Origin of the sequence: Caballeronia sp. LP006, assembly GCF_031450995.1 — a bacterium.
Classification (GTDB): domain Bacteria; phylum Pseudomonadota; class Gammaproteobacteria; order Burkholderiales; family Burkholderiaceae; genus Caballeronia.
Map to the genome: position 1 here is coordinate 698,706 of NZ_JARTVW010000004.1, position 15,092 is coordinate 713,797.

The following is a 15,092-nucleotide window of genomic DNA, read 5'->3' on the forward strand; positions in this document are numbered from 1 at the left end:
CCTCGTCAAGGGCGCGTCGCGTGACGCATGAGTACCGCTCTCCAAGCCCACACACTTTATGCGATGACGCTTAGGGTCGCAACCCGGACGGTCCCGAGTATGACCGCCCGTGAGGCTTTCGATTTGTCATGCGGGAACACCCATTGCTGCCTTCATATGAAGAATAAGTCTCTCGCATGCCGGCAAATCGAATTCGAATCAAATGCGGCATTGCATGTCCAACAATCAGTTGCTTGAGGCTTGCTCAACCGCATGCCTTTGGAGGAAGCGACGATGAATCAAGTCATAGTTGGTGTGTTCGCTTGTTATCGCGATGGGCACGAAGCACTGCGCGCCTTGCAACTTGCGGGACTGAGCCGCGACGATACGCACTTATATCGTTCGGGTCACGACGACGTCGAAATCGGTGCCTTCCCGCTTCCTGCCCACAGTGAAGACGACGCGGAATACGTCGCGCACGGTGAACATCAGGGTGTAGTCGGCGCGCACAACCGCTTCGTGCCGAACGAGCCTGCGGCGAGAAAGATCGATGATGTGCCGCGATTGCCCGAAATGCGCGAGCGCACGCTACTTGTGATCCGCATCTCGGATGACATCAAACCTGCTTCGGTCAGCGAAGTTCTGCACGAACATGGGGCCGTCGCGGTGAAAGACCCGGCGGGCCATTGGCGCTTTTCGCCCTATCGAAACGCGGCGCGCGTCTGAATCAAATCAATGTATTCGCCGATGGAGTTTTGAGGAATCCGGCGCGACCGCATTGCGCTCTTTGTCTTCGGCCTCTTTGGCTTCTTTATCGGCTTCTTCCCGACCTTGAGCTTCGTGCGCGGCCGCCGCGCGTAACGCCCTGCAGTGCGCGGCATGCCGGAGCGTCGCCAGCAAGCGCACCATTTGCCTTGGTCCGGTTCTCATGCCCACCTCCCAGAGAGTTGAGAATCTACTTTAACTCTAGGCGGTAAATGCTCGCGTGCAAAGGTGCGAATTGAAATTAAGACGGGTTCGGGTTGGCAACTTCAAACAGCTCGGGCTTTCACGCGCGCCGGACTCTCGGAGGCCCGGTCGCAGTTGCAAGCTCCTTCAATCTGCACGTTCATTTCAGAACGCGTTTGCCGCCATCACCGTGCGCGGCAAGCAATGCGCTTCGATCGATGCATACCCCGCGTCCGCCTTGCCGCTCTTGGCAGGCAACGAATAATCGACGCTGCATTGTTCGCCCGCGTGATCGCCCCACTTCACTACGAGCGTGCCCTTCTCGTCAATACCGCGCGCGAAAATGCGGCTGTCCTGCGCGACGACGCCCGCCACGCGGCCTTCGCCATCCACGACTTCCGCGCCGAATGGCAACGCTTCGCCATTCAGACGCGGCGCGCGAATCAGCGCTGCGCGTCCCGTCACCGTCTTGTATTTCAACATGACGATGGAACCGAGATGCGGCGCCGACTTCTCGGATGTCGATGCAAACTCGACATCGGTCGACGTGCCCTTCGGATCGATATCGACGCTGTTCATGTCGTACGGCGTGAGATACGGCACGACCGCGTAGCCATGCGAATCGACCTTCACGCCACTCGCGCTCGACACGCTCGCGCCTTCCGCGCCCTTTGCCTCGACGATTCCGAACGTGTCGCCGACCGTCTGCGAGAACGTCACGCCGCCGGGGTGCGCGACGATCGAACCGCTCACGCCCGCCGACACCTGCGAAGAATTGGCTCCCGCACTCGCCGATGCCGTGACCTGTCCATGCGCGCCGCGATACGCGCCGCTCGCGCCAGCGTTCATGTTCGCCGATGAACTCGCGCTCTGACCGCCTGAGCCGTAGACGTTGTATGAATACTGATTCTCGGCGCCCGCGTTGCCGCTTAGACTCGTCTGCACGCTAGCCGAGCCGTTGCTCGCGCTCAGATTCGTCGTCAGTTGTGGCGAGTGTTGCGAATGACCGAGCGGGATCGTCGTGCTGACCATGATCTGGTTCGAAGGCGTGCCGTCCGCGTCGGTCGAGCGGCCCGCCGTAATGCTGTAAGTGCCGTACTTGAAACTGTTCGAGTAACCCGCCTGATAGAACACGTCGCGCCCCGGCCGATTCCAGTAGCTTTGCGCCGATGTCGTCAGAAACACCGAACCGTGATCCTTCAACGGCTGATTGATGCTCACCTGCAGGCGGCCGCGGTTCCGATCGGTGGGCGTGCCGCCGAACATGGCTTCGTCGCGAACGCGGGCGGCATCGCTCAGATTGAGATAGCCCGCGTCCGAGTAGCGATACGCGCCAAAGGTGACGTTGGTGCCGGTCGGATCGATAACCTTGTTGTAGCCCACGTGCAGACTGCGCCCTTTCTGCATGGAAGCGCCCGGGACTTGCGTGCGCGCGGAGGTGATGTCGGTCGCGAAAGCGCCGAACTTCGTGTTGAGCGCGGCGCCGAAGTTAACCGCGACATAGCCTTCCGATGCAATCGCGCCGCCGTACAGTGTGACCTGATTGGTCAGCCCGCGTTGCAACGTGAATTGCGCAAAGCCCGGTTTCGTGTGCAACGACTCATCGCGCAACTGGCCGGCCGTGACGGCGAAGCGCGTCGTGCCCGCGCGCAGCGACTGTGCCACCGATGCGTACGGCACTTCGAAATGTTTCGCGCGGCCATCGGCCTCGGTAACGGTGACGTCCAGATTGCCGCCGTAACCGGTGGCGTACAGATCGCGAATCTCGAACGGTCCCGGCGACACGCTCGTCTCATAGATCACCTGGCCGTTCTGACGCACCGTCACGCGCGCATTCGATTCCGCCGTGCCGCGCACCACAGGCGCATAGCCGCGCAGCGATTCAGGCAACATGCGGTCGTCGGTGGCGATCTGCGCGCCGCGAAACGCAATGCTGTCGAACACCTCGCCGGTGGTCTGCGCGTCGCCGAGCGTCGCTTGCGCCTTGAACTTCGGCACGTCGTGCTGGACATAGGTCGCGATGTCGTCGAACTGGGTCGCCTGGCCTGTGCCGGACGTGATCGACGATTGATGCCGAAAGTGCCATCCGCCGATGTTCACGCCCGCGTTGAGGCCGAGGTATTCCTGCGTGGCGTGCATGCCGCCGCTGTCGCTGCGGTACGCATTGGCGTTGTAGCTGAGAAAGCCGGCGTTCACGCCGTTGTCCCACAATTCGGGCGACACATAGCCGCGAGCCGCATTGCGCAGATACTTTTGCGGGATCGACAACGTTAGCGTCTGCTCGGCGAAGTCGAAGCTGACGGAGGCATCGGGTACGAGCGAGGTCAGATCGACGCATGCATTCGCATCGGCCGATGCAGTGTCGGCGGCATGATCGGCTGCGAGCTTCGTGAAGTCCAGACCATAGACTTCGAGCATCTTGCGCGTGAGGCACGGCGTCGCGTTTTCTCCAACATGCGAGGCATTGAAGCGCACGTCCTCGCGCGCGACACGGTTGCCGTTGACCACGATGTCGACTGCATACGCGCCCGGCGATACCACGTTACCGCGCGAGAAACGCGCGACGTCGACGCCGCTTGTCGAATCCATTTGCAGGAAGGTCGTATCGAATTCGGCTGCCTTCTTCGGTTCGTTCGCGAGCGCGCTCACCGGATGCATCCAGGCAGCCATGCCAAAGGCGCATAACACGATCGCCGCAACCGGTCGCAGCACGAACGAAGATGCTGTAAAGCCGTTGGAAATCCGCTGCTGACATGATTGCGACGATTGCATGGAGATAGCCTGGTGCATGAGGCGCGAGACATTTGCCGATCCACCGATGCTACGAATTAACGAGATGAAAGTAGCTAGGACGAGTTCTATTTTTGAGACGCGAAACACCATGTAAACAAAAAAAAAGCGCGCATCGAACAAGATGCGCGCTGTTAATTTCGAGACGTTGCGATAGGTCGCTGGAGGTCTGCCCGAATGGGCTTCCGATCAAGGCGCGAGTTCGGCATCGCCTTCGATGGCGCCGCCGTAATCGCTGATGGCGATGTAATGGACCTTGCCGCCATGCACGTCGCTCATCTTCGGCACGGGGATGACTGCATCGCCACGCGGCGGAACCATGCCGCCGGTTTCGTTCTTGAAGGTGCGTCCGTTCGACGTCACGCCGATCTCGCTGAACGAAACGTGATACGCGCTCGGATTCGTAATGGAGAGCGCGTCGCCACCGCCTTGCCGCGCGGGCACCACTTTCCACTTGAGCATGCGCGGTGAATCCTCGGGCTTGCCGGACAGCTTCGCCGGGCGCACGAACATCTTGATGCGCGTGCGATACGCCAGTTGCAGCGTGTTGACATCGGCTTTCACCTCCGCCTTGGGCGGCACGTCGAGCACGTTGAGCCAGAACACCGACTCGCGATCCTGCGGCAACGCTTCGCCGCCATACATGACGCGCAATGTCTGCGACTTGCCCGCATCCATCCGAAAGATGGGTGGCGTGATCACGAAGGGCGTCTTGCTGTCGGCGGGCTTGGTGTCGGCGTTGCCGCTATCCATCCAGACCTGCACGAGCGCCGGGTGCGAGCTGTCGTTGTTCAGCTTCACGGTGACTTCACGCTGATCAAGCGGATACACCACGCGCGTCGCGCCGATTGTCACACTGGCGTGCGCGGAGCCCGCGACCATCGCGGCAAGGAGACCTGCCATGGCGAGCGATCGTTTCATCGATTTCATTGCGGCCATCACTCGACGGTTGATGTCATTCACTGCAACCGGACGCTTGCCGAATCAAAACGTGGCGCGCGCCCGGACCCTGCATCGATGGCTTTACTGATACTGAATGGAGTACTGGACCATCGTGTTGACCGCGCCCGGCTGAGCCTGACCCGTCGCGTAGTACTGCGCGAAGTAGTTGAGATTGCCCGCGCCGGCCGAGATCGATGCGCCGTTGACCGCGACATCGTTATTGGCGTTGGTGAGGATATTGATCGGCTGCATTTGCGAGTTCAAGAGACGCACTTGCACGTTGGTCGCCGGCTGCGTCAGCGCCTGATTGATCAGATTGCCGCTGCTTTGGTCAACGGTGGAACCGTTCTCGAAGTGCGCCACTGCCTTGGTGGCCGAGCCCGTGCAGCCGGTCAATTGCAACTGGATGTCGCCGAGCTTGGAAACGCCCGCCGTGGCGCCAGCCGACGCAAGCGCGCTTGCGGAAACGGTCGGCAACGTAGCCGTCACGTTTGCCGACGAACCGGCAGCCGTGCCATTGATCGAGCAGGTCGTATCCGACACCGCGCCGTTGATGGTGATCGTGCCGTCGGCGGCGTTGGCGTTCATCGACGCAAGGGCGACCATCATCGAGAAGAGTGCGGCGCTGAGGGAAATAGCTTTCTGCATGAAGAAACTCCGGGAAACGAATAATGAATGTCTGACGCTTGACGCGGCCATCGACAAGTTGCTGCTTGCGTCGTTCAAGGTGCGTGGCGTTGAGAGAATAATAAGCAGGCAGAGCTAGGATTGATCTAATCTAATTCTCAAAAACGCCATCCATTTTTTTCGGAGCTAACTCAATAAAGCTTCACCCTCAGAATAAGAGACGCGGCGACCGGACAATTCGAGATTGCCGAAATTCAGCGGTTCGCTTTCTTGAACTTTGCTGGATGGGTTTATAGACGGACCAGATTCGATTTCGAGACATATCGGCGAGACTTTTGAGAAACGATGGCGACGCGCACCGAGCGCCTTCGCGTCCCGAAAAAGTGCGCGCGTGCTTTGTTCGAACCGTCTAGTTCATTTGTCGACGCGCCGTGACCTGAGCACAACACGACGGAAAAGAAGATTACTGTCGGCTTGCCACGAGCGGTCGACGTCCGCAAAATGGAAGCAACGGCTTAAAACGCCGTCATGCATAAGAGACCGCTCGACGGAGCGCAGCCTTTTTCGAGGTGCGCCGCGATCAGGCGAACAACGGACACCCATGGCAACCATTGAGGGCAAAGCGCGTTTCCGGATTGATACCGATAACACGGTAGCCGGCATCGCGATCATGGTCTTGACGACCGCTACCTTCGCCGCAAGCGATTCCACCGTTAAGGTCATCGGCACGGCGGTTCCCATACTGGCGCTTCTTTGGGTGCGCTATCTATTTCAGATGGTCGTGCTCGGCGTGTGGCAAGCGCGGCTCGGCACACTCAAGCTCTTTCGCACCGACAGCCTGAAGCTGCAGGTCGTTCGCGCTTTACTGCTGCTCACCAACTCGGCGTGTACTTTCGCTGGCTTGCGGCATCTCCCGCTTCCCGTGACGACATCCCTTGCGATGCTCGCGCCGCTCATCTCCACCCTGCTCGCCGCACTCGTGCTCAAGGACCATGTCCCGCGCAGCAAATGGGCGATGGTCGTGCTCGGGTTCATCGGCATGTTGCTGGTGGTGCGGCCGGGTGGCAGCCAATTCACGTGGACGGTTGTCTTTCCGATCGGTGCGGCCACGACGTTTGCGTGCTTTCAGGTGGTATCGAGCCATCTGTCGCGCGTCGATGACGCCGTCACCACCAACTTTCTGACGGCGCTCGTCGCAACCATCGTGCTGTGCACGTTGATGTGGATGGATCAGTCGCAAATGCTGCCGGAACTGGCGCTCGTGGAATGGAAAAGCTGGCTGCTCGTCGCGCTCATGGCAACAATGGCGACCATCGGCCAGCTTTTGATGTTGCAGGCGCTCCGGCGCGCGGCACTGTCGGTGCTGACGCCCTTCTCCTATTCCCAACTTGCTTTCGCGGCCTTTTTCAGTTGGGTGTTATTCGGTCAGGTGCCTGACCGATGGATGGCTATCGGCATGTGCGTGATCGCCGCAAGCGGTATTGGAACCGTGCTCATGCATGGGCGCAAACCGGCAGTGTTGCCGGATTCGACGCCCTAAACGCTTAGCCCGCGACTTGCGCTTGCTGTATTTGCCGCGCCTGGCCTGTGCAAAGCCAGTGCACGTCGATGTCCAGTTGCCTGGCAATACGGTTGAACGCATGCAGCGGCGGCACCGTGATGCCGCGCCGCCAGAAATGCACGTCGTGCTCGGTTACGTCGAGCCAGTCCGCGGCCTTGGCGGAACTGACGTTGGCTTTCTGCATCGCCCGATCAAGCCGCGCGGCAATGGCGCGGCGCAGAGCGTTATCTTCGTGACTACGTTCAAGGTGTCCGATGGTTTGGGAATGTCGCCCCATTTTCTATCCGTTCTCTCGATTTATAACTAATGCCGTTCAGCGCCGGCTCTTTAGCGCAAGTTCGCATGCTAAATAATCACGGTGACGCGACGGTGACAAGAAAAAGTCCTTTCGATGTTCACGCGCGGACACCGTTTGTTGCAGTGCGAGATTTTTTCAAGATAGCGTCAGAGCGTCAAGTAGGGGAAACAACGTTATGCGCGGGTTGTTACTCGTGGTTTACCTTGAGCAGGCATACGGGAGATATCTTCAGCACGCCCGTTCGTTCTTGTTTCCCGCGATTAAGTGGTCCGTTCGTATTATCCGCCTAGTTCAAAATCGGCGAGAAAATCAGACGCGATTGAAACTTGACTTTCTTCGGATACGAATTCAAATCGCCATCGGTTAATAAAAAAGTCAATTGACACGCCTCGCGCTATCCCTACAATAGAACGTTCGCTGCACCGCACAAATCGATCGTCTTTCAAAACGCAACGTCCAATGGAGTCCAGCATGAGCAGTCTTGCGCCTGAAAACCTCATCGCGTCACAGAAAGCAGGATTCGACGCCAGCTTCGGTCTCGCTACACGAGCCGTGGAAGGTTTCGAGAAACTAATCGACCTGAACACGCGCACGTTCAAGACGGCGCTGGATGAACATCAGAACTTCGTTGCTCGTGTGTTTTCCGTACGCGATCCGAAAGAGTTCTTTGCTTTGCAAAGCCAGCAATCGCAGGCCAGCGCTCAACGCGTCACGGCTTACTGGCAGAGCTTCCACGAAATCGCGGCAGGCGTGCGCGGCGTTTATGTGGAAGCGGCGCAGGACCAGTTGGAGAAGTCGCAGCGCAACGCGCAGGCGCTTGTCAGCACGCTTGCGAGCAGCGCGCCAGCCGGCAGCGAAGCGGTGGTGAATGCGTGGAAGTCGGCTATCGACGCCGCAACCGAATCTGCAAATTCGGCTTACGAAGCGGCGAGAAAGTCCGCGCGTCAGGTGGTGGAAGCGGCAGAAACCGATGCGAGCGTCGCGACGCAGGGCGCAGTGCGGGTTGTGTCGTCGAAGGGAACGAGCGTCAAAAAAGCTTGAGCGTTTTCAAGCAACGAGAAAGGGCGGACCACTCCGCCCTTTTTTCATTTATTTCCAGCCTTCCAGCCGCAATTCATGCGATCGGCCAATCCACACCGCGGAATCGCGATGATCGCGCAATTCGTCCTCGGTATTCGGATGCATGAAAACATCGAGCGCGCCGTGATTCAAGGTGAGCCATTCGAAAATCGGCACGAGATCTTCGCGACCAAAGCCGAGTTGAAACGACCACATCGGGTGCGGTCCAACCGGACGTTCATGAAAGCGTCCCAAGATAAGCTTTCCGGTTTCAAGTTCCGCCGCAAAGTGCGTCGAGATGACCTCCCGGATTGCCCAGGCCGCGTCGCGGCTCGCGGCATCGAAATAAATATGCGCGTGCCAGCCTTTGATTGCGGATGTGTTGATTGCATGCATTGTTTCGGTCGCGCGCGGCAATATTGAGATGTCGTTCATTCTAGCGAAACGCCAATCGCCACGACATTACATGCCTTAAAGGCATCAACGCATGTGTTGCGGCGAATGAGGGCAATGCTAGACTACTGTACATGCATACAGCCCCCGACTCGGCCGCCAATCTGGCGTGCGGCGATCCTGCTTACACCGTCGCTGTGCGCGCGCTTTGCGAATTCACGGCGAAACAGGGCGATCTCGATTTGCGCTTCACGCCAGCGCCAAGCGCGCAGGAAGGCATTGCCGGACATGTGACGGTCGCAAGCCGGCGGCCAGCTGGTTATCTCAAGGAAATCTCGCTCGCCGAAGACTTCGGTCCGTTGCGCGTGCGCGGCCGCGCGGATGGTTTCGATCCGGTGCGCAATCGGCTGGAAGAAGTCAAAACGTATCGCGGCAAGCTGGAATCGATGCCGCAGAATCATCGGCATCTGCATTGGGCGCAGGCGCGCGTGTATGCGCATCTCATGTGCAAGAAGCTCGGTCTCGATGAGATCGAAGTCGCGCTCGTTTATTTCGATATCGTGGAACAGACTGAAAGCGTGCTCGTGGAGACGCAAACCGCGCTGGCGCTACAGGCGCATTTCGAGGATCAATGCACGCGGTTCATCGCGTGGGCCGAACAGGAGATGCGGCACCGTGCGGCGCGCGAGGCGTCGCTTACCGCGCTGGTGTTTCCGCACACGGCGTTTCGGCCTGGGCAGCGGGCCCTTGCCGAGGCGGTCTATCGCGCGGCCGCATCGAGCCGATGTTTGCTTGCACAGGCGCCGACGGGTATTGGCAAGACGGTCGGCACGTTGTTTCCGCTGCTCAAGGCTTGGCCGAAGCAGCAGTTGGACAAGATCTACTTTCTCACGGCAAAAAGCGCGGGGCGGCAGCTTGCGCTCGATGCGCTCGGAACGATTGTCGGGGCGGCGGAAAAAACAGCGGCGCCAGCGGACGCGGCAACGGCAAAAGCCAAAGCGACCGCCACGCCCTTTCCCTTACGTGTAATCGAACTCGTCGCCCGCGACAAAGCCTGCGAATATCCCGACCGCGCGTGTCACGGCGATTCGTGCCCGCTCGCGCGCGGCTTCTACGACCGCCTTCCCGCCGCGCGCGCCGATGCCCTCGCGCGTGCACACCTGGACCGCGCGTCGACAGCCGAAGTCGCGCGACACCACGAAGTCTGTCCGTACTATCTGAGCCAGGAGCTCTCGCGCTGGGCCGATGTCATCGTCGGTGACTACAACTATTACTTCGACACCAGCGCAATGCTTTTCGCCCTAGCTGAAACGAACCGCTGGCGCGTGTCGGTCCTCGTCGATGAAGCGCACAACCTGATCGATCGGGCGCGCGGCATGTATTCCGCATCGCTCGATCGCGCCTCGTTCGATGCAATGCGCCGCGCCGCGCCGCCGCTTCTGAAAAAAACGCTTGCGCGCGTCGCCCGAGCCTTCAGCGACACGAGCCGCGAACAGGAAACCGCGGGCATCGACTACGCACCGCTCGCCGAACCGCCCGCCCAGTTGCTGACCGCGCTCGGCCAGGCGGTTTCGCTGATGACGGAAATGCTCGGCGAGCAAGCCGACCTCTTCTCGCCCGACACCATGCGCTTTTATTTCGATGCCGTGCACTTCACGCGCATCGCGGAGCGCTTCGGTTCGCATTCGATCTTCGATATCTCCCTTGCTGGCCACGCGTCGGCGAAGAAGCGCAATGTCGTGCTGTGCCTGCGCAACGTGATTCCCGCGCCGCATCTCGCCGGGCGTTTCGCGAGCGCCCACAGCGTCGCGTTGTTTTCCGCGACGCTCACGCCCACGCACTTCTACGCCGATACGCTCGGCTTGCCGGAAACGAGCGCGTTCATCGACGTGGAGTCGCCGTTCTCAGCGGATCAACTCGATGTACGCGCCATCGCCGATGTCTCGACGCGCTATCGCGACCGCCTGCAATCCGTTGCGCGCATCGCCGACATGATCGCGGCGCAGTACGGTCGCGCGGAAGGCAACTATCTGAGCTTTTTCAGCAGCTTCGAATATCTGGCGCAAGTCGCGGCGGAATTCGCGGTACGTCATCCCGGAATTCCGAGTTGGCAGCAGTCACGCGCGATGAGCGAAGCCGCGCAGCACGACTTTCTCGCGCGCTTCGTTCCGGATGGACGCGGCGTCGGTTTTGCGGTGCTGGGCGGCGCGTTTGGCGAGGCGATCGATCTGCCGGGCACGCGGCTCATTGGCGCATTCGTCGCGACGCTCGGCCTGCCGCAACTCAATCCTGTCAATGAGCAGATGAAAGTGCGGATGCAGGACGCTTTCGGCGCCGGCTATGACTACGCTTATCTTTTTCCGGGCTTGCAAAAGGTCGTGCAGGCGGCCGGACGCGTAATTCGCGGGCCGCAAGACCGTGGCGTGCTTTACCTTATCGACGACCGCTTTGCGCGCTCGGAAGTGCGGCGTCTGTTGCCGGCGTGGTGGCGGGTCAATGTCATGCGCGAGCGGGACCTGTCGGCGCTTTCGTCGTCGGCTTGATGGGGCGTTAAGGCGGACGTTCATTCAAGTCGCTCCGCGCTCCGGTTTTGTTCGCGCAACACGCGAGCCGGCATGACGCGCTCCTATCCGCTTAAAGCCATGCCAATCTTATCTTTGCCTGCTCCGAGCGCGGGCACCGGGTTTGCTCCAGACAACCTGCCCAGAGGCAACTAAAAGCGACCCGAAGGCACCCCCCAAGGCGCAACAGACGCCCCAAAGGTTTCGCCCCGTCCCCACAGGAGAAACGATATGACCGCCGCGCAAGCACAGCATCCGCAAGACGCACTTGCCATTCTCGAAGCCGACCATCGCGCTGTCGAGCAGCTATTCGACGCCTTCGAACGCGCCGAAAAAGACGATCTCGAACGCAAGACCACACTGGTTCAGCGCGCGTGCGAGTTGTTGTCGATCCATTCGATCGTCGAGGAAGAGTTGCTTTATCCCGCCGCCCGCACCGCACTCGGCACGGACGAGAAAATCGATGTCGACGAAGCCTACGTCGAACACTTTCTGGTCAAGACGCTGATCGAAAAGTTTTCGCAGATCAAGGCCGGCGATGAGGGTTTTGACGCGACCTTCAAGGTATTGTCGGAAAACGTCAAGCATCACGTGGAAGAAGAAGAAACCGAGCTGTTTCCGGAAATCCGCAAGACGAAGAGTGTCGATCTCATCGCGCTCGGCAAGAAGATCGAAGCGCGTAAGGAAGCCTTGCAGAACCGCATCACCGAAGTCGCGACCGCGCATTGAATTGCGCAGCAATTCCCGGAGTGCGTGAGCGCGGTTCAGGACGCACACTGTGCGGCAATCACGCCAATCCGGAGAACTGCAGATGAAGGTGCTTGACAGAGACATCAACGCGCGCGTCGATGCACTCGACTGGACGGATATCGAGCATCAACTCGATTCCCAAGGCTCGGCCATTGCGCCGGGCCTTTTTTCGCGTGAGGAGTGCGCGACGCTCGCCGCGTTGTACGACGACGACGCAATCTTTCGCAGCCGTATCGTGATGGAACGTTATTCGTTCGGGCGCGGCGAATACAAATACTTCGCGTATCCGTTGCCCGAGACGCTGCAAACGGTGCGCGGCGCAGTGTATCCGCATCTCGCGCCCATTGCGAATAAATGGCACGAGGTAATGGGGATTGAAACGCGCTTTCCACCGGTGCATGGAGAGTTCATCGAGCGTTGTCATTACGCCGGACAGACGCGGCCGACGCCGCTTCTCCTGCGCTACGTTCCCGGCGACTACAACTGTCTGCATCAGGATCTGTACGGCGAACACGTTTTTCCGATCCAGATGGCAGTTCTACTTTCTGCGCCCGAACAAGACTTCACCGGCGGCGAATTCGTGATGACGGAACAGCGTCCGCGCATGCAATCGCGCGCCGAAGTCGTACCGCTCGCGCAAGGCGACGCGGCGTTCTTCGCTGTACACCAGCGGCCGGTGCAGGGATCGCGCGGGCCGTATCGCGTGAACATGCGGCATGGCGTGAGCCGCCTACGCTCCGGGCGGCGCCACATGCTAGGCGTGATCTTCCACGACGCAAGCTAGATCGCGGACGACGCGCTTATTCGTTCTCGTCGAAGTAATGTCCGAAGCGCGCCTGCTTCGTCTTGATGTAGCGTTCGTTTTCCTCGCGCATGGGGATGGCGAGCGCGACGCGTTCCTTCACGGGGATGTCGTGCCTGAGCAGCGTGTCGAACTTCGACGGATTGTTGCTCATCAGGCGCACCGATTTGACGTCCATCGAGCGCAGGATGGCGGCGGCGGAATCATACTCGCGGGCGTCGTCGGGCAAGCCGAGATGCAGGTTGGCATCGACCGTGTCGAGACCCTGCTCCTGCAACGCGTAAGCGCGGATCTTGTTGGCGAGCCCAATGCCGCGTCCCTCGTGTCCGCGCAAGTACAGCAGAATTCCGCGATTCTCGGCGGCGATATAGCGCAGCGCGAGATCGAGCTGCTCGCCGCAATCGCACCGGTACGAGCCGAAGACGTCGCCCGTCACGCATTCGGAATGCAGCCGCGTGAGCACGGATTCGCCGTTGCTCACGTCGCCCATGACGAAAGCAATGTGCTCGACATCCGTTTCCTTCACGCGATACACATACGACGCGAACGTGCCGTAGCGTGTCGGAATGGTGGCCGTGGCCGCCAATTCGACGTCGTCGCATTCGGGGCATTCGCCAAAGCCGGGGCGAGGTTTCAACTGGTCAAACGCGGGAGATGCGGTTTTCATAGGGCAATCTGCAAGTCTTGATGCGGGCGTTCGCGCTGTCGGAGTCGAGCGCGGGAGCCCGGCACGTCATGTTAAAGCGCATCGTGAAAGTTTGCAGATTGTCGCATGGCGCGCGTATTCGGCCGTTAGCGTGGATTGTCGAAGTCTCCCGGGCTTTCATCTGTCGCGCGCCACTCGGGTTTGCGCAGCGGGCTGGCTTCGTGCAGCGCGTGGCGAACGCCCGCCGCGTCGAGGTCCGCCGTGTAGACGGGCGTGGCGGGTTGCTGACGCCAGGAATCGTCGATTTCGCCGGCATCGACGGGATCGAAGCCGATTTCATCGACCAGTTGCATGACGACTTTCTTCGCCTTGTGATCGTCGCCCGCCACGGGCAGCGCAATGCGCCCCGCCGTTCCCGCCGGCTTGCCGTGGTTGCGAAGATGCGCCGCGTAGATATTGTTGAACGCCTTGATGACCGGCCGGCCGATCTTCTCTTCCACCCAGCGGCTTTCCGGCAGACCGTTTTCGATTCCGTCGATTCGACCGTCGCGCTGCCGCGGATAGTAATTGCCGGTATCGATCACGATGAGACTCGCCGGTGCTCCCGCGAACAAATCCTTCGGGAGAAGCGGCACCTTCGACTCTGGAATGGTCACGACGACGAGATCCGCGCCCTGCACGGCCTCGCGCGCCTCGACGGCTTGCGCGCCAGTCGCGCGTTCGACTTCGCCGAGCGTGTCCCGCCCGCGCGAATTGGCGATGCGCACCTCGTGGCCGCGTTCGCCGAAGCGCAACGCCAGAACTTGCCCGATATTTCCCGCTCCAATGATGCCGATTTTCATGGTGCCTCCTGGGTTCGTGATCGATCTTGGCGGCATCGCAAACCCCGCACCCAATGCGACGAATCGACGTCATAGTCCAGATCAATTACAATGATAAAATCAATCCACTTCCAAGGTTTGATAGTTTTAGTTCATACTTCGTTCACTTCTTCAACACACACTTAAAGGGAAACGATCAATGCCGATCATCAACACCCAAGTCAAGCCGTTCAAAGCAACCGCCTATCACAAGGGTGATTTCGTCACCGTTACCGAAGAAAGCCTGAAGGGCAAGTGGTCCGTGTTTGTGTTCTACCCGGCCGACTTCACCTTCGTGTGCCCGACGGAACTGGGCGATCTGGCTGACCGCTACGAAGAATTCAAGAAGCTGGGCGTTGAAATCTACAGCGTTTCGACCGACACGCACTTCACGCACAAGGCATGGCACGACACGTCGGACACGATCCAAAAGATCAAGTATCCGATGATCGCCGATCCGACGCTCGCCATCTCGCGCAACTTCGACGTGCTGATCGAAGAAGAAGGCCTGGCGCTGCGTGGCACGTTCGTGGTCAACCCGGAAGGCGAGATCAAGCTGTGCGAAGTGCACGACAACGGCATCGGCCGTGACGCCGGCGAACTGCTGCGCAAGGTGCAAGCCGCGCAATACGTCGCATCGCATCCGGGCGAAGTCTGCCCCGCCAAGTGGACGCCGGGCGCTGAAACGCTGAGCCCGTCGCTCGACCTCATCGGCAAGATCTGAGTCTCGGGTTCTCCAGAGACTGACGAGGCGCGCGGCAGGCCCGCTGCGCGCCTTGCACCCCCAGTTTGTACCCACGCATTCCGTTTCGGCGCCGCTTTATGGCGGCGCTTGGACGGAGTGCGTCCAAAGATTCCAAAAACTCTCGTCAGGGA

At 59.9% G+C, this 15,092-nt stretch carries 14 protein-coding genes; 7 read left to right on the forward strand and 7 right to left on the reverse strand.

The features are described from left to right. The first annotated feature begins 273 nt into the window (after positions 1-273). Positions 274-705 (forward strand): hypothetical protein, encoded by a 432-nt coding sequence (locus tag P9250_RS13360; RefSeq protein ID WP_250493525.1) that lies wholly within the window; start codon positions 274-276, stop codon positions 703-705. A gap of 387 nt (positions 706-1,092) precedes the next feature. On the opposite strand, the gene P9250_RS13365 is transcribed toward P9250_RS13360, so the two are convergent. From P9250_RS13365 to P9250_RS13375, 3 genes are all read right to left on the reverse strand, one after another. After that, positions 1,093-3,597, reverse strand: coding sequence for a fimbria/pilus outer membrane usher protein (locus P9250_RS13365; protein ID WP_310393473.1), 2,505 nt, complete (start codon positions 3,595-3,597; stop codon positions 1,093-1,095). Positions 3,598-3,906: 309 nt separating this feature from the next. After that, a complete protein-coding gene (locus P9250_RS13370) occupies positions 3,907-4,620 on the reverse strand; it encodes a molecular chaperone (protein WP_244829436.1) in 714 nt (237 codons plus the stop codon). 120 nt (positions 4,621-4,740) lie between these two features. After that, the gene (locus P9250_RS13375; RefSeq protein ID WP_250493527.1) at positions 4,741-5,307 is read right to left on the reverse strand and encodes a fimbrial protein; all 567 of its coding nucleotides are present in this window, start codon (positions 5,305-5,307) and stop codon (positions 4,741-4,743) included. A gap of 580 nt (positions 5,308-5,887) precedes the next feature. On the opposite strand from P9250_RS13375, the gene P9250_RS13380 reads away from it, so the two are divergent. Next, positions 5,888-6,826, forward strand: a complete 939-nt coding sequence (locus P9250_RS13380) for a DMT family transporter (protein WP_250510159.1) — start codon at positions 5,888-5,890, stop codon at positions 6,824-6,826. A gap of 4 nt (positions 6,827-6,830) precedes the next feature. Here P9250_RS13380 and P9250_RS13385 read toward each other — a convergent pair whose 3' ends face one another. Further along, positions 6,831-7,124: an XRE family transcriptional regulator gene (locus P9250_RS13385; protein ID WP_250467312.1), complete on the reverse strand. Its 294-nt coding sequence runs from the start codon at positions 7,122-7,124 to the stop codon at positions 6,831-6,833. A gap of 492 nt (positions 7,125-7,616) precedes the next feature. Here P9250_RS13385 and phaP point away from each other — a divergent pair, with 492 nt between their 5' ends. Then, positions 7,617-8,186: a TIGR01841 family phasin gene (gene phaP, locus P9250_RS13390; protein ID WP_310393475.1), complete on the forward strand. Its 570-nt coding sequence runs from the start codon at positions 7,617-7,619 to the stop codon at positions 8,184-8,186. A gap of 48 nt (positions 8,187-8,234) precedes the next feature. On the opposite strand, the gene P9250_RS13395 is transcribed toward phaP, so the two are convergent. Then, a complete protein-coding gene (locus P9250_RS13395) occupies positions 8,235-8,600 on the reverse strand; it encodes a DOPA 4,5-dioxygenase family protein (protein WP_250510161.1) in 366 nt (121 codons plus the stop codon). 131 nt (positions 8,601-8,731) lie between these two features. Between P9250_RS13395 and P9250_RS13400 the strand changes: the two genes are divergently transcribed. From P9250_RS13400 to P9250_RS13410, 3 genes are all read left to right on the forward strand, one after another. Further along, positions 8,732-11,140, forward strand: coding sequence for an ATP-dependent DNA helicase (locus P9250_RS13400; RefSeq protein WP_310393478.1), 2,409 nt, complete (start codon positions 8,732-8,734; stop codon positions 11,138-11,140). Between the two features lie 249 nt (positions 11,141-11,389). After that, a complete protein-coding gene (locus P9250_RS13405) occupies positions 11,390-11,887 on the forward strand; it encodes a hemerythrin domain-containing protein (RefSeq protein ID WP_250493533.1) in 498 nt (165 codons plus the stop codon). A gap of 82 nt (positions 11,888-11,969) precedes the next feature. Further along, positions 11,970-12,692: a 2OG-Fe(II) oxygenase gene (locus P9250_RS13410; protein ID WP_310393480.1), complete on the forward strand. Its 723-nt coding sequence runs from the start codon at positions 11,970-11,972 to the stop codon at positions 12,690-12,692. 16 nt (positions 12,693-12,708) lie between these two features. Here the strand turns inward: P9250_RS13410 and ribA are convergent, their stop codons facing one another. Both ribA and P9250_RS13420 read right to left on the reverse strand, forming a co-directional pair. After that, positions 12,709-13,377, reverse strand: coding sequence for a GTP cyclohydrolase II (gene ribA / locus P9250_RS13415; RefSeq protein WP_244829427.1), 669 nt, complete (start codon positions 13,375-13,377; stop codon positions 12,709-12,711). Between the two features lie 125 nt (positions 13,378-13,502). After that, a complete protein-coding gene (locus P9250_RS13420; protein ID WP_310393482.1) occupies positions 13,503-14,198 on the reverse strand; it encodes an NAD(P)-binding domain-containing protein in 696 nt (231 codons plus the stop codon). Between the two features lie 178 nt (positions 14,199-14,376). Between P9250_RS13420 and ahpC the strand changes: the two genes are divergently transcribed. After that, positions 14,377-14,940, forward strand: a complete 564-nt coding sequence (gene ahpC, locus P9250_RS13425) for an alkyl hydroperoxide reductase subunit C (protein WP_244829425.1) — start codon at positions 14,377-14,379, stop codon at positions 14,938-14,940. Positions 14,941-15,092: the final 152 nt, after the last annotated feature.